Consider the following 17,869-nt stretch of genomic DNA (forward strand, 5'->3'; position numbering starts at 1 on the left):
GAGGTGCTAATCGTGATAAATGACCGAACGACCACCATCAACCACAAGGCTTTGTCCTGTCATAAAGCTTGAATCTTGGCTGGCTAAAAACAATGCCGGTTTAGCGACTTCTTCAGTGGTGCCATTACGTTTTAACGGATGCACTTCACCCATAGCTTGTCTTGACGCTTGTGGATCGTCAGTAGCTTCCCATGACTTAAATGCCATCGGCGTTTCAATCATTCCAGGGCATAACGCATTAACACGAATATTATATTGAGCGAATTCAACCGCTAGGTTTCGAGTGAGCCCGATAACCGCATGTTTTGTCACCGCGTAAGGAAAATACCCAGGCACAATTTTAAATGAATGCACTGACCCAACATTGACGATACTGCCACGGCCATTGGCTTTCATATGAGGTAAAACGGCTTTACTGCAATACCACATCCCATCAACGTTGACTGAAAAGCTTTTTTTCCACGCATCAACGCCAACAGACTCTATCTCATTACCCGGACTAATCAGTGCAGCGTTATTAATTAATACTGTTGGCGCGCCAAGTTCAGCAGCCGTTATAGCGACCATGGCATCGACCATTGCTTCATCCGAAATATCGGTTTTCACAAATATAGCTTGGTAACCTTTTGCCACTAACGCTTCAACGGCATCAAGCCCCAATTCACTGTTCATATCAGCAACACACACTTTCGCGCCTTGCTGACAAAACTCTAAAGCTATAGTGCGACCTATTCCATCAGCGCCGCCCGTAACGATAGCAACCTCACCTATTAACCGATCTGACATATGACTTCTCTACTTATTATTTTTCTAAAACAACTCTTGAATACAGCGATTAGCTCTAACGTGTTAACAACCGCGTTTAGCGAGTAATTTATCCCTGTTTCACTAATTGTCTTTCAATGGCTTCAATGGATTTACCTTTGGTCTCAGGTAAAATTAGCATCATCACAAAACAACCTACAAACGCAACCCCGCCGTAATACAAGAAGGTATTCGCAGCGCCCATGTTTTCCAGCTGCCAAGGGAAAAACTGTTGGATACTCCAACTCGAAATACTTTGCACTAATGCCGCAAACGGCAGTGCAACACTGCGAACCCGACTTGAGAAAATTTCTGAAAATATGACCCACATAATAGGGCCTATCGACATGTTAAACGCCGCTAAAAAGGCAAATAAACCAAACAAAACAAATGCAGGATTAATATTAATTGAGGCATTAATAATAGCGCCACTGACTAACGGTAATTCTTTCTTAGAATACACGCTGGCTAAATCAGTCTTTAACTCTACATCACTGTGGTAATCTTTCCCAATAAATGGAATTAGTTTATTCGCATCAACACCTTGCTCAGCAATTGTTTCAATCGCAGGTTGGTTAATAACGTAAGTTGCATTGTCAAAACCATACCAAATTGAACAGTGTGCAACCGTAATTAATAATAAGCCGCCCACCGTTAATACTTTACGACCCCATTTCTCAACCGTGAATATCGCAACAAGGGTAAATAATACCGACACAGCCCCGAGCACTATGGTTTGTAAAAAGGTATCTTCAACACTCATGCCGATTTGTTCAAACACGGTAGGTGCGTAAAACAACACCGCATTCATCCCTGTCGCACCCTGCACAACGGCATAGCACACTGCAAGAATGACTAAAAAACGCATGGGTTTACTAAAAAGTAACTTAAGCTGCTGAATCACTGAGGTGTTACTGTCTTGCGCAATAGTTTGTTTAATATCTTCCATCATTGCAGGCACTTCAGCAGGATCTGAAATGTCATTAAAGACTTGTTCAGCCTCTGTATTTCGTTGCTTACTCATCAACCAGCGTGGTGACTCTGGGATGGTCAGTAATAAACCGAACCAAATAACATTAGGCACTAGCTCAAACCCTAACATCACTCGCCATATATTCTGATCCGTTAATGCTTCAATATTGCCCATTGATTTAACTAAGAAATAATTAACGATGAAAGCAACTAAGCTCCCTAACGTTATCAATAGCTGATTTATCGATACAAATTGCCCGCGCTGTTTCGCAGGGGCAATTTCACCAATATACATGGCAGATACCGTGATTGAGGCAAAGGCGACACCGCCGATAAAGCGCCCTACCACTAACATTTCGTAACTATTAGCAAAGGCTGAAATCACGGTAGACAATGAATAGGTCAAGGCAATGGCAAGTAACACCTTTTTACGGCCGAAGTGCTGACACAGACTCCCTGTAAAAAACAGCGCTAAAATCACCCCGACAATAGCGCAACCAACCACGTTGCCGGTTTGCATACTTGTTAATTCAAATTGGGAGCTAACAAAACGCAGCGCACCAGAAATATTGGCGGCATCTAAGCCAAATACAAAGCCACCAAAAGCGGCAATCAATGCAAACTTTATCGCTTGAAAGTTTCTGCTTTTCGAAGCTTGGCTCGAAACAACTTTAGACTGTTGCGAAGTGCTTTCTGACAATGTGTTCTCTAACAAAATAGTTTCCCCAAACCTCGAAAATCGAGTTTAAAATTAGCATTGGCTGACACCATGTTTAGTCTCCATGCCCTGCTAAGGTTAAGCCAACCGATGTTATTTACTGTGGCAGTCATTCAAATAACTCATTCGCAAAAACAGCACTGCAAACGATATCGACTTCCACTAATATTTTTACCTTAATAGATTGGGTTTATGGCGATATTACAGATGGTAAAACCACCTTTCGCTACATACGGCAATCATTTTAGTAACACGATTTAAACATATGATGTTTAAGTAAGCAATACGTTTGATTGAATTGAAATAGAATTAAAGGAGGGAACATATATTGTTCATCGAACTTTTACGCGACCACCTTGATGACTTTAATCAGGCTTATGATGGTCACATTCCCCCCTCGATGCACCAAGCCATTTTCGCCATGCTTAATTGTCGCAGCACTACAAATACTGAGCGAACCAGCCAGTGGGCATGTCAGGGCTGCACTCATACGGCTCCACTATCATGTGGTCATCGCAGTTGCCCTCTGTGCCAGCACAATACCACTGAAGGTTGGCTCAACAAGCAGCAAGCAAAACTCCTGCCTGTTGATTATTTTATGGTGACGTTCACCTTGCCTTATGAACTGCGAAGCGTCACTAAACAGCAACCTGAGTTGATGTATCAAGCCATGTTCTCGGTGGCAGCAAGCGTGCTAAAAGACTTTGCTAAAAACGCCAAACAACTGGGCGGTGAAATGGGGGTTACGGGCGTGCTGCATACCCACAATCGTAGGCGTGCCCCTTGTGTTATAAGAAGCATCCGCACATTCACTTCATCATTCCGGCAGGCAGTTTCGATAAGCACAAAAAACAATGGAAAAAGAACAAGGGTAAATACCTGTTCAACGCTTTTAATCTTGCCAAAGTCTGGCGAGCAAGACTACTGGCCTATATGGAAAAACATAATCTCAAACTGCCTAACTCAATACCCAAAAAGTGGGTGGTTGACTGCCAACACGTAGGTAAAGGCTTACCAGCGCTTAAATACCTGTCGCGTTATCTTTATCGTGGCTTGTTACCTGATAAAAATATCGTCAGTGCAACCAGTAGTCAGGTGTCCTTTGAGTATCAAAATAGCCAGGCCAACACCACTGAAATACGTACTTTACCCACAGTTGAGTTTCTATGGTTGGTACTGCAGCACATAATGCCTAAGGGTTAAGGCGAGTCAGGGACTCTTAACAATGAGAGTGGCTTGTATGGATAATAAACCCACCTAATTACACTTAATTCCCAGTTTCGGGTAATGTGAGACCCAGGCTTTAGCTGCAACTAAAGCTTTCATTTGTCGTAGTTCGATTGAGTGATGGATCCTCTATTGAGAGACCGATAACAAGAAAGAACGCGACAAACGACTCCAAGCAAAATACTCGAATAGTCTACTGGGTCTCGAACCCGCATTTGCAAGCAAGAGTTAGCTTATTATGAAATCAAAAACTAATCAAAACATTAACGTCGGCGTCGATACAGGCAAGTACCAACTCGATATTTATATTCGACCACTTGATATCTATTTCACCGTATCTAACGATGAAAAAGGGATAAAAGAAGCTGTCAGTCTCATCAAGAAACACCAACCTGAACGCATTGTTATTGAAGCAACTGGCCGCCTTGAAATGCCGTTTATTATGGCTTGTGCTAATGCCAATTTACCTTTCGTGATAGCCAATCCTGTTCACATAAAACGCTTTGCTGGTGCAATAGGTCAGCGCGCTAAAACAGATAAGTTAGACGCACAGCTAATAGCACATTTCAGTGAAGCAATTAAACCCAGACTATCAACGCTCAAGCCCAGTATTATGCAGGCTATGAGCGATCTTGTAGGCAGACGTAATCAACTATTAGTCATGCAAACAATGGAAAAGAACAGGCTTCAAATTTTACCCAAAGAGCTTGCTATGACGATCAAACCCATCTTAACCGTGTTCAAAAATCAGATAACAAAGATAGAAGATAAAATCGTTAAACTCATCGAGTCTTGTCCTGATTATCAGGCTAAAAATATCATCCTACAAAGCATGAAAGGGATTGGTAAAATTGCCGCTGCATCTATCATCAGCAACCTACCAGAGCTTGGGTATATTAATAACAAAGAAGCCAGTTCGTTGGTCGGTGTAGCACCGATGAATAAAGAAAGTGGACGCTTCAAAGGGCACAGAAAGATCCAAGGAGGACGGCATCAAGTCAGAACTGTTTTGTACATGGCAATGATGTCAGCAATACAATCTAACCCTGTTTTTAAAGAGACTTATCAGCGGTTAGTTGCGGCAGGAAAACCAAAGAAAGTGGCTATTATTGCCTGCATTAGGAAAATGGTTGTGATCTTAAATTCGATGTTAAGAGACGGTGTTTTGTGGGAAGCGCCAAAAGCTTAAAATTAACTATTGACGCCATAGTCTCTTGTTATGCGTATTTTGAATTCTTAACCGAATTAAACCATTCAGTTATTATAGGTATCAGGAACATAAGCTTTACTTCTTTATTGTTTGATAAAGCGAATATGAAATTAGAAAGCTGGTAATGATTAGTATCAGCAATGGTACTAACGTGATTCATTGTCCTTATATTACCACTATTAATTTCATCTAAACCACTCCACCACTCAGCTTCATGTTTCCAATAATTTGCAGCAGAATTTATTGCTGTTGCATATGCTATTCCTGAACGATGACGTGGACCCAGCTTATATGCATTATCTTTTTTTATACTTGAAAAAGAGGCAACTTCAACTAGAAATTGTTGTGCAGCCACCAAACCAACACCAACGAAATACTCTGACTTATCAAATAAACCATCAGTATCAGGATCTGCGGAATTATTTATTGCACAGCCTATTTCAGATAGTTTTTCGTCGAGCATAGCAAAAAGTTCTATTAGCCTTGGAAGAGATACTATTGAATCTATCATATTCATTTAACCATACTCTCCATATATATAACGCATACGCATAACGCCCCAATAAGGGGCTAAAAATTGTTTGCTAAAATGTGTAGCGAAGCGAAACCGAGCAAACTGTTTTTAGTCCCGCTTGATTGGCTTGTTAGGGTACTATGGCACAATAACCTTTTGATTTTCTTGTACTACAGCATACAAACAAGCAAAATAATAATTAAGTAATTCTTCCACTTTTGCATTGTTATTTTTAATTCTTTCGCCCCACTCTTCTTTTAGTAATCCAAGGCTAACTTTAGAGACAGGTGAAAATTTTGGATCCGATTTAGCAGTTGAAGAAAATAAGCTTGCGTCATCTAAGGTCTGATCTGTATATCTTCGTTGATGTACATGACCTCCTCGAGTATCTACAATTCCTTTAAAGCTTGACTTAATGACATCGAAAACTGGTTCAATGAATATATCAACAAATTGAGTACGACCTAAATTATTGTGTATTCGTTTAATTTTTGTAGCATAAGAGTTCAATCTTTCTTTTAATATGTACATATCCTGAAGGTATGTATTGATCACATACCTACAATATTTATCTTCAGATACTTTATTACTTCTAGGCCCGTTTACTGATAACAAAATTCCAGAAAGTTCTAGAGCTTCATAGGTTTCCATGATGTCGTAGAAGTTGTGGTATAAGAGATCTATAAAATCTCTACCAGGAAGGTCTACTTTTTCTCCGTTTGTAATTTCGTTTAAGTGCGGTTTCAAAATATCACTACACCAATCGAACATTAACTTTTTATATTGCTCAATATTATCCATATCTACTTAACTTTAGAGTACCCTAACGCCTAAATAACAGGCAAAAAGTAGTTGGCTAAAATAGGTGAACGTAGTGAACAAAAAGCCAACTGTTTTTTGTCCTTGTTGATTTTCTTGTTATATGCGAAAAACACTAAACCTTAGTTTTCACTTACAGTCTGCTCTGTTGGTACTTGGTTATGTAGTAACAAAGTCGACCATACCGTTACGCCAGTATAAATTACTGTAGATAATGCAATTACAACAGTTAGAGCTACTATTGATTTCTGATGCTTGTTTTGTGATTTAGAGCTTTCTTCTACTGCTTTTTGGTGTTCTTTCTGATTATTCGCTTGCAACTCAATTGCTGATATTAGCCTATTTCCAACACCTACGATTCGGTCAGTAGTCTGACTAGTTTGACTATATTCCAATTTAAAACTCCAACTCTTTGAATAGCATATAACGCCCTGTTAACAGGCAAAATATAGTTGGCTAAAATAAGTGAACGTAGTGAACAAAAAGCCAACTGTGTTTTGTCCTTGTTTAACAGCTTGTTAGTAAGCAACTTTACAATACTTATCCTCATACTGAATAAAAGTATCTTTATATTGCAGCAATAATAATTGTTTTAACTTGTTAGCTAGTTCTTTAGCGAACTCCTCACCTTTTTTTTCTTTGTCATACGTGGCCAAGGTAAAACAATCTTTATTTAAAACGTTTTGAACCAAGAACTCATAGCCATGTTCATTTCTATAATACGCCCACATAAAGTTGATCTTAACTTCTGGTAGCATTCGTTCTCCACCTTCGGAAAGTTTTTCAAAAGATTCTTTTTGTGAAAATTCATCGATAATAAGTAATAACTGTGATTTAGTTATCCCTTTTGCACTAAAGAAAAAACCATCTGCCGCGTAGTAAACATCTCGACTACAAGAAGTAATTAACGAAATAATAAACAATGTGACGATTAAACGCATAGTTTCCTTGCTTACTAACAGCTTATTGAAGGGCTTGCGCGATAAAAGCGGCCCCTTAACTTATTGATAAACAACATCCTACATTTGCTAACTAATTGATGTAAAGCAATAAATTATTATCGTGATTAGAAACAAAGCGAGGTTGCGCAAGTAAAGTGGTTTAATAAATGTGCTTAATAACTTTAATTCAATAAAATCAAGAAACTATGACGACCTCTATATTTTTCAAAGTAGTACTTTAGGTTGCTTATTCGTTTCATTCATTGCTGTTTAGCTAATAAGCATTATAACTGTATATATATACAGTTATAAATTTTTAAGGAGCTGACTATGGCTGATACAAAATATTTAGCAGCGATTAGGTTGCAAATTAGAGTCAGGCACTATAGCTATCAAACAGAGAAATCATATTTATATTGGAACAGGTATTTCATCAAGCATTTCAAATTCACGAGTGCAAAATATATTGAACCAACACATATTGAACAATTTCTATCATTTCTGGCGAATAACAAGCGAGTATCGAGTAGTACTCAGCAGCAAGCACTTTGCGCACTGGTATTTGCCTTTAAGCATGTATTGGCAATTAATACTGATAATCTACAATTTCCTTACGCTAAAGCCCCCACTCGTATTCCGCAGGTGTTAAATGACGATGAAGCAAAGCAGGTCATTAGTCATATGTCAGGCAAGTATCAGTTAGTCGCAAGCCTACTTTATGGTGCAGGCCTTAGATTAAGTGAAGCGTTGAATGTGAGACTAAAAGATATTGATTTTGAACAGCGGACACTGTTTATTTTTAGAGGAAAAGGTAAAAAAGATAGGGTGTGTATTTTACCTAAAATCACTGTCGAGCCGATAACATTGCAAATACAGCAGGTTCATCAAACTCATTTGCAAGATTTGTCCCAGGGCTTAGGTATGGCCTCTTTACCTGCTAGTTTAATTAAAAAGTTTGGTTCCAGCGCTAAACAACTTCATTGGCAATACCTTTTCCCTTCGGTGCATTGCGTAGTACATCCTACTAGCAGTTATATGTGCCGACACCATATCGATCCCACTACATTTAGAAAAGCGCTACAAAAAGCGGTTAGCAAAACATCAATTAACAAACGCGTGACGGCGCATACGTTTCGGCATTCTTTTGCAACCAACTTACTCCGACGGGGGCACGATATTAGAACTGTGCAAGAGTTACTTGGCCATAATGATGTTAAAACTACTCAGGTTTATACCCATGTTGCTGGCTTACATAAAACTGGAGTTCAAAGTCCTATGGATTGTATTTAAAAATTTTGATCGCTTAAATTAAATTGATTGTTGTCACCTTACAGTGACAACCAAATGCTATAGAAGAACTGACAGCCAGAACGAGAACTCACAGTCAGACTCACTCGATAATTTTGTATATTGGTACTATTGAGATCTACACTTTTACTGCGGGTTCAAAAACACCATTCACTTTTCCCGTCACTAATAGCGTTGCACCATGAATGACTTGAGTTACGGCTTCATCTTCAAGACCACATGAAGCGGTTGTGGTAAACAATAGCTGAGCTTCATCACCACCGAAAGCTGGGCAAGTGGCTCTTGGTGTACCAACAGCAATACGTTTTAGCTCGACGCCATCAGGCGATATGCACATAACTGCCCCGCCATCCCAAAGTGATACCCAAAGATTTCCGTCAGCATCGACAATGCCGCCATCAGGTGACACTGCCGTATTTGAAAAGTCGTAAAACAGTGTGGCGTTAACGGCATCTTGTATAGGCCAGCCAGTGTTTGCATCAAGCGCTATCACATAGATTTGCTGTTTCGCTGAGTCAGTGAAATAACAACGCTGGCGAGAACGATCAAAACACACTCCGTTGGGAATGGACAAATCAGGGATTAGCTTTCGTAACTCGCCGTGGTAATAACGATAAAACGCACCCTCATCGGCTTTGGCATCGGTATTCATGGTGCCTATCCAAAAACCTCCCCATGGATCAGCGCGGCCATCATTACTGCGATTGCTTTGTAATTCATGCTCAACATGAACCACTAAAGATTTTTGCTTTGACTCGAGGTTAAATTGATACAAGCCTGTTGCTGTGGCTATTAATAAATGAAGCTCGTCAATCCATCCAATTGCGGTGACCATTTCATCAAAAGTATATTCAATTGATTCAGTGACATTTTTACCCATTAATAGATTATTAGGGAAATCGACCCAATATAAGGTACTACGCAGTGGGTGCCATAATGGGCTTTCACCCACAAAATTTACTCTGGTATCGTATTGCTGCACGGCTAATGTTTCTTTAGTCATAGTGTTTCTTCAGTCATATTGTTTCTTCAGTCATAGTCTTAGTTACCAGTTAGTGTGTGAACCGTCACGCTTGCTTAAATGTGGCGCTTCAATCTCTATTGGGGTCGACTTTCTAAATTCAGCTTCATTCACTTCAACACCTAAACCTGGTAAATCAGGCACGATAAATTTATTGCCTGCTAACTTATGTTGTTGCGGAAACAGTTTGTCATCATGGGCGCCAAACGGACTAAACGGCCCTTGATGTGTTTCCATCAAGCTAAAGTTTGGTAATGCTACGGCAAAATGGTTTGTAGCGGCGGTGCATACTGGCCCCAATGGGTTGTGGGGCATGACATCGATATAATGCGCTTCTGCCCAGCCTGATACTTTCATCGCTTCAGTTAAGCCGCCAATATTGCACACATCGACACGTAAATATTGTGTCAGTCCCTGTTCAATATAAGGTTTAGCTGCCCACTTTGAGCTGAACTCTTCTCCAATAGCGAACGGGATATTTGTCATCGTTCTTAAGGTTTTATAAGCCTCTGGCGACTCATTACGAATAGGCTCTTCGATAAAGTCCAACGTGTCAGGCGCTAGGCGCTGACAAAATGAAGCGGTTTCAGCGACACTTAATCTGTGGTGATAATCGATGCCTAAGGTAATATCTGGCCCTAAAATTTTACGTAATTCATTTAAACAGCGCGCGGTGCGGGTAATTGATTCTTGTGGCTCAAAAGTGGTTAAGTCATCAAATCGGCTTGGAATAACCCGAATTGTTGTCCAACCTAAAGCAATTAAGGCTTTTGACTCTTTAACTAAATCATCTAACTTGTCAGGATCAGCCTCTGTATAGCAACAAGCGAAACAAGGAATATTGTCACGTTGGCGGCCGCCAAGCAGTTGATAAACAGGGATGTTTAATTTTTTACCGAGAATATCGTATAAAGCGATATCGATGGCTGAAATCGCCGCAGTGATCACGCGGCCACCTTCAAAGTAATGGCTTCGGTATAACTCTTGCCAAATACGACCTATTTGTTTGGCATCTTTACCTTTCAAAAATTGACTAAAATGTTTAATCGCGCCCATAACAGCATATTCACGGTTTGAAAGGCCTGATTCACCCCAACCGATAATGCCGCATTCAGTGACCACTTTAACGAGTAACTGATTGCGCGAGCCAACTCTACCTAATATAGCTTCAACAGATTCTATCTTCATGATGTTGTTCTCTTATTATTGTTATTTTATTGACTCGCGGGTAAACGATATTTATCCATTCTATCCATATCATACTTTTCAAATTTACGTTTCAGCAACCATCTTGGACGCTCTAATGTCAGTTCCCATGCAAACAAATCTTTATACATGGATATAACCCGCTGTGGCTGGTCGTTTGCAAGGTTTGTCTGTTCGCCAATATCATTGGCTAAGTTATAAAGTTCAGTTGGTCTATCTGGGTAACGGATCATTTTCCAATCGCCTTCACGGATAACCGCTCTGGTTTCTTTTTTCCAAAACATCTGCTTATGAGGACGCGCTTTATTGTTACCCGTAATATAAGGCAGTAAATCAACTCCATCACTGTCAGTCACTGTTTCAATGCCACCAGCTGCACTGACAAATGTAGGCAGTAAGTCTAAGGTCGATACAGGATAATCAAATTGTTGATTGGGTTTTATTTTGGCAGGCCAACTCATGATAAACGGAACACGGATACCACCTTCTAAAAAGTTAGATTTCGTGCCGGCCAATGGCGCATTACTCGATGCATTTTTATCTGTTGGGCCGCCATTATCATTAGTAAATACAATAATGGTATTGTCTGCTAACCCCAATGATTTAAGTTTGTCGGTTACATAACCTGTCGCTCTATCCATGGCTAACGTCATTGCAGCCAGTTCTTGTTGCTTACCGCTAAGTTGAGGGAATTGTTTAAGATCGTCTGGTTCAGATTCTAATGGAGTATGCACAGCGTTAAAGGCTAGATAGATAAAGAAAGGGTCTTGCTGGTTTCTATCAATGAAGTCTGCCGCCGCCTTACCTAATACGTCAGTCAGGTATTCTTCACGCTCTTCAAAATGCCCTAAGCCTCGCTCAAGTTGTTTGTCATACATGATGTCATCAGGATTGTTAATGCTAGTGATATTTTCAGGGTACTTATAATAACTACGATCACCGCCTCTAAAGCCTAAAAACTCATCAAACCCGCGGTTTAATGGATGAAAACGCTCTGCACTGCCTAAATGCCACTTACCAAAAATAGCGGTTTTATACCCTTGACCTTTTAAGTAATCAGCCATGGTTGTTTGATCAACTGGTAGACCCATTTCTGCGCCATCTAATGCTGAGTTGTCACTCATATAACCAGGTACATTAATTTCTTCATAACCAAAACGTTGTTGATACTTCCCTGTCATTAACCCTGCTCTTGAAGGGCCACAGGTTGAATCACTGACATAGCCTTGACTAAAAACAACGCCTTGCTCTGCAATACTGTCTAAATGTGGGGTCTTCATTATTTTGCTGCCTTGAAAACCAAAGTCTGCAAAACCTGCATCATCTGCAAATATTAATATGATATTTGGCTGTTGTTTTTTATCTTGTGCGTTAACTGTTTCGGCTAACGCATTGGATGGTGCAAATGCTGTTAACGACAATACGCTAGTAAGGGTAACTAACCCTGCTAACAATTTAGTTTTCATGATTCATGCTCCTAGATTTAACCTTGTTAACCAATGTTGAGTAATCTGATTTAAATATCAGCGGCTCATTTCATTGAATTCACAATCCTCTATCACTCAGTTTATGGGTATAGAAAAAACAAGCTTCTTGTACCGGTTACCTTAACTCGTCAACTGAACTAGCAAATAACGAAGGTAATTGTGGTCAAATAACGCATTCATCTATACAAGATAATCGAAAGCATAACCAAAACATTACAACTATTCAAACATATGATGTTTAAATGTCTCATTTTACTTAAATTAACATTACAGATTAATAAACAAATCGATTACAGCACCTCGCTATACTAGCTAACCCACCTAAAACTGCAACAAAAGTAGTACCTTACAATTTCTGAGTGCACTGATGTGGTGCTTATGATAATCAAAAAACGTCATTACTTGGGCACAAGCAATGCCATTAATTTGACTTTTTGATAGATATTTTTATTTACAAAGCAGCTACAAAACATGACAATTCATGCAATAACTAAATAAAAATCAAGATGATAGCACCGTTATAACAACAAATATTTAACATGTTGCACATTTAAACATCATATGTTTAAATACTTCATATGAACTGTATTGGGTGTTTAATATACAAATACTAACAAGCACCATTAATACACTGTGAACATTAAGTCGTGGTTTACCAAGTTCTGGTTTGTATGGGGGGGGAGAAATTCCCGCAATGAGACATAAATAATAAATACACGGAGTAAGAAAATGCCTAAATATAGTAAATTGCACAAAGCAATATTGCTGGCTGGTTGTTCTTTCGCAACCATTTCAAGCAACCTATATGCTCAGGAAGCTGCAGATGGTGCTGCCGAAGAAGTGGTTTCAACTAAAGATATTGAAGTCATTATGGTAAGCGCTCAAAAACGTGAGCAGGCACTAAAGGATGTTCCAGTTTCTATTGAAGTACTTGACGGTGATTTAATTCAACAACTGGGTGTCCAAGACGGATTCGACTTAGTTAAATACCTACCCGGTTTTGGTATCGATGACAGTACTGAAATCCGTACTAAGACCTTAAAAACCCGTGGTATTGGTACCTTCACTAACTCTATTGGTCTGCAATCATCTAACTTAATTGTTATCGACGGTGAAGTTTTACCACGCCAATCAATGCTTAACCTTGCTGTTGCCGATGTTGAACGTGTTGAAGCACTTCGTGGCCCACAAGGGACACTGTTTGGTCAAAATACCTCTACGGGTATGTTGCACTACGTGACTAAAAAGCCAAACCTAAATGCGGTAAGCGGTAAAATCAGAACTGAAGTTACCCAAGATAATGGTATTGATGTTAGCGGTGTCGTAAACGTCCCTTTCGCGGATGACTGGGCATTTCGTATGAATGCACAGTGGAGTGAAGTTGATGGCTGGATTGAGAACACCATGCCAGGCAACGAAAACTATGACATTGGTGCTAAAGATAAGTCAGGTCTACGTGGTCAGCTTTTATATGATGACGGTGAAGATTTTAATATCCTATTCCGTGCTGAATATGCAGAAACGGATACTAACTGTTGTGCAATGACGCAAATTGGTGAGGTTAACCCTGACTATGGCCCTAGACCTATCATTAATGTTAATGATCAAGGCACTATTGAAAGCACGACCTATAACCGTATTAATTCAACTTCTTCTTTTGATGACGCTGGCGGACCTGTTACTGCACGTAATAAAGAAGCCAACTATGGTTCAACTGAAAACTTAGGTTTTTCTGTTGCTGCTGATTATTACTTAAATGATGATTTAACCCTGTCTTATAACGGTAGTTACCGTGATTTTGACTTATATAACAGCTCTGGTTTCTTCAACCTTAATTTTCCGATTGAACGTTCAGCATTCGGTGGCAACGAGTCTGTTGAAGTAAATCAACATGAATTGCGTCTCAGTTCATTTGATAATGAAAAATTTGATTGGATAGTCGGTTTGTTCTATCACAACACCGATGGTCAGCGTTCTGAAACCCGTGATGGTTGTAATGGCGGTAACTTTGGTTTTATTAAAGGCGGCGAATTAGCTGGTTGTTATGATAGACAATCAACCCGTAACTTCTTAGCAAATTATGCTGGTCAGCAGTTTGACGAAAGCATGATGGATGAATTAACCCCTGGTCGACTTCTTTCAGGTGGTAACTTCACCACAAATTTTGAAAACTTTGCCGTTTTTGGTCAACTTGAATACCAAGTTACCGATCAATTAGATGCGACATTCGGTTTCCGTGCACTGCGCGAAAATGGTGAAGCAACATTCGAACGTACCGACTTATTTACCCCTGCTGATGGTATTGGCATGGATACCTATGAAGAAGTTTACGCAATGGCGCAAACTGATCCATCATTGATTAAACGTCAAACAGAGAAAACCACTTTCTCAGATTCTGATACTGCCTTTATCTATAAAGCAGTGCTGGGTTATGACTTCACTCAATCTATTCGTGCATACGTTAACTACTCTACGGGTTATAAAGGTGCATCTTACTTTGTCACCACTAACACGAACCCTGCTGACGCTGATCAGTTCCCGACTAAACCTGAGCAATCAAGCAACTTTGAAATTGGTGTTCGTTCAGGATTCTTTGATAACGATGTTTTATTCAACTTAACCTATTTTGATATGTCAGTTGAAGACTACCAAGTACGTGCAACACGCGTCATTGATGAAGAAAACAATATTATCTTCGCGGGTTATGTTAATGCTAAAGAAGCGCGTTCAACGGGTTTTGAAGCTGATGCGATTGTAGACATCACTGAAGATTTACGCTGGACTGCAAGTTACGCCATATTCGATGCACGTTATGAAGATTTCTCTGACACTCCAATCAACTGTCCTGCAGGCGATGGCGGTGAGTTAGCAGATCGTTGTTCTACTAATCCTGTTACTGGTCTTCAAAGCTTTGACCAAACAGGTCTTTCATTCCCGAACAATGCTGAGCAACAATTGTTCAGTTCACTTAAATACTCGACTGAGTTTGGTGATACGGGTTGGAATGGTAGCTTACAAGCAAATTGGCGTTATAACGGTGCACATACACAATCAATCAATGAGTTAGCATTAGATCAAAACGCTAATCCATCATCAAGTATTTGGGATCTTTACTTTAACTTCGGCGGCGATAACTTATATTTCAGCTTGTATGTTAAAAACTTATTTGACCAATCTTACACTACTCGTCAAAACACTGACCAAGAAGGTTTTGGTCAAGGTTTCTACCCTCGTGACTGGAATCGTTTCTACGGTGGCAGTGTTCAATACTCATTTTAATTTATGACAATGTTAATCGTCTGCTGTTAAGACGATTAACATTGAATACTGAGTTTGTTCTGCCCCAACAGCATTAAACTCAGTTTCACATAATTAAAAAACTCCATTTCATTGACGAAATCTACAAGTTATTAATTCTATTTTTGTCAGAGACGACTCGCTCATTACATCTCCCCTTTATGTGTAATGGCCGAGTTTCTATGAAACTCCCCTTTGAATAAGTTTCTATGAATGAGTCTCTGGCACTTTTTTGCTTTTAGCTACTGAGTTTAGCGACTGACTTTAGCGATTGAATTTAAGCCATGTCGTTTCAGAGTTATCTTCACCTTTGTAACGACTGCGGTTCCTTGAATTCTTTATAACATTATGAAGAAAACGTTCGCTTTTAATCAATGCACATTTTGAACATGGCTAAGCCTATCTAATGGATTAGATAACGGTAAACCATCTATAAATTATCATTAATTGCACAAGGAAAACCTATGAAATTTACCAGTATATTCACGATACTTGCGTCTCTAGCAATGTTGGCTTACTCCAACATTGCTTCAGCACAGTGGCACAATATTAACAGCGATGTTTTTATCCAAAAATACTCACGCCCGATTATCGACAAAGAAAACCAAACCTACTCTTTTGATGTAACAATTAGAAACCGTACCCGTGATGCCATTAAAGGCAATTTCCGTCTACTGATTGATCACGCGACTGTGCCAGTGATCAATGTCGACGGTCAAACAGCAAACAATGTGCCTTATTATGAAGTTACAACACAAGAGTTAGCGCCGAAGTCAAAAGTAAAAGTGCGTATTAGCTTTCCATTTCAACGCGGATTCCCACGTTACACGCCATCACTTGAGTATGCACCAATGGGCTCGATTGCTGGAGGATTAGGTGAAAGTGTTATCGTTGATGAGGTTAATTACTTCACTAACGAAGTCATCGATGATGAGCCTGAAATGGTCTATCCTGGTGGCACCACGGCTGAAATGGTTGCCCGTCTTCAAGATGCGATTAATCGCGCAACTGAAGAAGAAATGGGGGGTGTGGTGCGTATGGCGCCTGGTGAATACGTATTAACTCAAATCAACCTTAAATCAAATGTACGTCTTGAAATAGACCCAGAAGCCACCATTAAGATGGTCGATAGAGCCTTGTTTTCAGCGGGACGTGATGCTAAAAACCTACCGCCGAAGTTATATAACATTGAAATCACTTCTACTCACCCGACTAAGAAATTTACCGTTGATGTGAATAACCCTGTTATTTTCAGAAACTCTATTCCTTTTCGCGTAGGTTATGTCGAAAACTTTGCCATTTCAAATTTTCATGTTGAAGATAATTATTCAATATTTCCATCGGTATTTATCGTTGCAGACAGCGACATTCGTAAAGTTGAGAATAATGAAACTTATAATCGTATTGCGGTTAAAGGCGTGGTTCAAAATGCCACCAATACCAAAGTCGCTACTGGCTATGCTTTAGTGCAACTGTTTAGTGGCCGCCAAGTATTACTGCGAGATTTAACCGCACAAGGCGGACTGACTATTCGTTTAGAGCCTGGTAGTGGCAAGCCAAATGATTACTTAAACCGTGCGGGACAAAATGTCGGTTCAATTACTGATATTCGTATGATTAACATTCATAACTATGAAGGCATGGCGGCTGTGTTCTTAAAGCCACATGAAAAAATCATCGACAATATCTGGGGTACAAACATTACAGCGACTGATAGTGCTTTTGCTGTTATGGCTAACGCCAGTGATTCAACAACATTTACGCGCGGTCACTTTAGTAACACCCGCTTTGATGGTGTGATCCGCTTAGACAGAACAAACGATGAAGCAATGGCAGATATTGGCCCTTCTTCAATGTACTTTGTAACCGAAAGTGAAAGAGTTGGTCGTACCAATTATGGTAGTTTCCCTGATGATCCTTCAGGACGCCGAAAACATACTAAGCCAATGGTACCGGTACTTATCGCTTCTGCAATGAACAGCGAAGAAGATGGTCCATTTGAAAAAGGCCGTTACAATTATGACATTTCAGCCGCTGACATTCAGCCTTCTGCAATACTGCCGCTAGAACGTCCAGAGCTAGTACTTTATCGTGAAGATGCCGTACTTGTTAATGGCCGCTCTGCACATAAATGGATTAACGAATAGCAGTCAAATAACGAACTGTTAATCTAATGACTTACTTCAATTGTTAATTCTCATGTGTTAATTCTCATGAGTTAAATGAATAGGCTTGAATCGCTTATTCATCTTAAATACCAGTGCCGTTTGCGTAATCAAACGGCATTTTTCTTTTTGCTTTGTATTAACCAAGCTGGCTATTTATAATGAGCTAATATCATTACA

At 39.7% G+C, this 17,869-nt stretch carries 13 protein-coding genes and 1 pseudogene; 5 read left to right on the forward strand and 9 right to left on the reverse strand.

The genetic code is table 11. The features are described from left to right. Nucleotides 1-6 precede the first annotated feature (6 nt). The gene (locus tag FPK91_RS03705) at nucleotides 7-786 is read right to left on the reverse strand and encodes a glucose 1-dehydrogenase (protein ID WP_144208166.1); all 780 of its coding nucleotides are present in this window, start codon (nucleotides 784-786) and stop codon (nucleotides 7-9) included. Between the two features lie 88 nt (nucleotides 787-874). Continuing rightward, nucleotides 875-2,491 carry a sugar porter family MFS transporter gene (locus FPK91_RS03710; RefSeq protein ID WP_227006677.1) on the reverse strand — a complete coding sequence of 539 codons (1,617 nt, stop codon included), beginning with the start codon at nucleotides 2,489-2,491 and terminating at the stop codon, nucleotides 875-877. 328 nt (nucleotides 2,492-2,819) lie between these two features. On the opposite strand from FPK91_RS03710, the pseudogene FPK91_RS03715 reads away from it, so the two are divergent. Then, a pseudogene (locus FPK91_RS03715) lies at nucleotides 2,820-3,711 on the forward strand (IS91 family transposase); the annotation flags it as partial. A 248-nt stretch (nucleotides 3,712-3,959) separates the two neighbouring features. Next, on the forward strand, nucleotides 3,960-4,910 hold the full coding sequence (locus FPK91_RS03720) for an IS110 family RNA-guided transposase (protein ID WP_144208169.1): 951 nt from the start codon (nucleotides 3,960-3,962) through the stop codon (nucleotides 4,908-4,910). Nucleotides 4,911-4,938: 28 nt separating this feature from the next. Here FPK91_RS03720 and FPK91_RS03725 read toward each other — a convergent pair whose 3' ends face one another. The 4 genes from FPK91_RS03725 to FPK91_RS03740 form a co-directional block, all read right to left on the reverse strand. Continuing rightward, nucleotides 4,939-5,448: a hypothetical protein gene (locus FPK91_RS03725; protein WP_144208172.1), complete on the reverse strand. Its 510-nt coding sequence runs from the start codon at nucleotides 5,446-5,448 to the stop codon at nucleotides 4,939-4,941. Nucleotides 5,449-5,583: 135 nt separating this feature from the next. After that, complete coding sequence (locus FPK91_RS03730) at nucleotides 5,584-6,246, reverse strand: hypothetical protein (RefSeq protein ID WP_144208175.1); 663 nt, start codon at nucleotides 6,244-6,246, stop codon at nucleotides 5,584-5,586. A 140-nt stretch (nucleotides 6,247-6,386) separates the two neighbouring features. Then, nucleotides 6,387-6,659, reverse strand: a complete 273-nt coding sequence (locus tag FPK91_RS03735) for a hypothetical protein (RefSeq protein ID WP_144208178.1) — start codon at nucleotides 6,657-6,659, stop codon at nucleotides 6,387-6,389. A gap of 123 nt (nucleotides 6,660-6,782) precedes the next feature. Further along, on the reverse strand, nucleotides 6,783-7,205 hold the full coding sequence (locus FPK91_RS03740) for a hypothetical protein (RefSeq protein WP_144208181.1): 423 nt from the start codon (nucleotides 7,203-7,205) through the stop codon (nucleotides 6,783-6,785). Nucleotides 7,206-7,535: 330 nt separating this feature from the next. Here FPK91_RS03740 and FPK91_RS03745 point away from each other — a divergent pair, with 330 nt between their 5' ends. Next, a complete protein-coding gene (locus tag FPK91_RS03745) occupies nucleotides 7,536-8,495 on the forward strand; it encodes an integron integrase (protein ID WP_144208184.1) in 960 nt (319 codons plus the stop codon). 136 nt (nucleotides 8,496-8,631) lie between these two features. Here the strand turns inward: FPK91_RS03745 and FPK91_RS03750 are convergent, their stop codons facing one another. The 3 genes from FPK91_RS03750 to FPK91_RS03760 are packed head-to-tail and all read right to left on the reverse strand — an operon-like array spanning nucleotide 8,632 to nucleotide 12,206. Beyond that, complete coding sequence (locus tag FPK91_RS03750) at nucleotides 8,632-9,516, reverse strand: SMP-30/gluconolactonase/LRE family protein (protein WP_144208187.1); 885 nt, start codon at nucleotides 9,514-9,516, stop codon at nucleotides 8,632-8,634. Between the two features lie 42 nt (nucleotides 9,517-9,558). Beyond that, nucleotides 9,559-10,722: a mandelate racemase/muconate lactonizing enzyme family protein gene (locus FPK91_RS03755; RefSeq protein ID WP_144208190.1), complete on the reverse strand. Its 1,164-nt coding sequence runs from the start codon at nucleotides 10,720-10,722 to the stop codon at nucleotides 9,559-9,561. 26 nt (nucleotides 10,723-10,748) lie between these two features. Beyond that, nucleotides 10,749-12,206, reverse strand: coding sequence for a sulfatase (locus FPK91_RS03760; protein WP_144208193.1), 1,458 nt, complete (start codon nucleotides 12,204-12,206; stop codon nucleotides 10,749-10,751). A gap of 750 nt (nucleotides 12,207-12,956) precedes the next feature. On the opposite strand from FPK91_RS03760, the gene FPK91_RS03765 reads away from it, so the two are divergent. Further along, on the forward strand, nucleotides 12,957-15,506 hold the full coding sequence (locus FPK91_RS03765; RefSeq protein ID WP_144208196.1) for a TonB-dependent receptor: 2,550 nt from the start codon (nucleotides 12,957-12,959) through the stop codon (nucleotides 15,504-15,506). Between the two features lie 482 nt (nucleotides 15,507-15,988). Continuing rightward, on the forward strand, nucleotides 15,989-17,671 hold the full coding sequence (locus FPK91_RS03770) for a hypothetical protein (protein WP_144208199.1): 1,683 nt from the start codon (nucleotides 15,989-15,991) through the stop codon (nucleotides 17,669-17,671). Nucleotides 17,672-17,869 lie beyond the last annotated feature (198 nt).

It is taken from the genome of Shewanella donghaensis (genome assembly GCF_007567505.1).
In the GTDB taxonomy this organism is placed as follows: domain Bacteria; phylum Pseudomonadota; class Gammaproteobacteria; order Enterobacterales; family Shewanellaceae; genus Shewanella; species Shewanella donghaensis.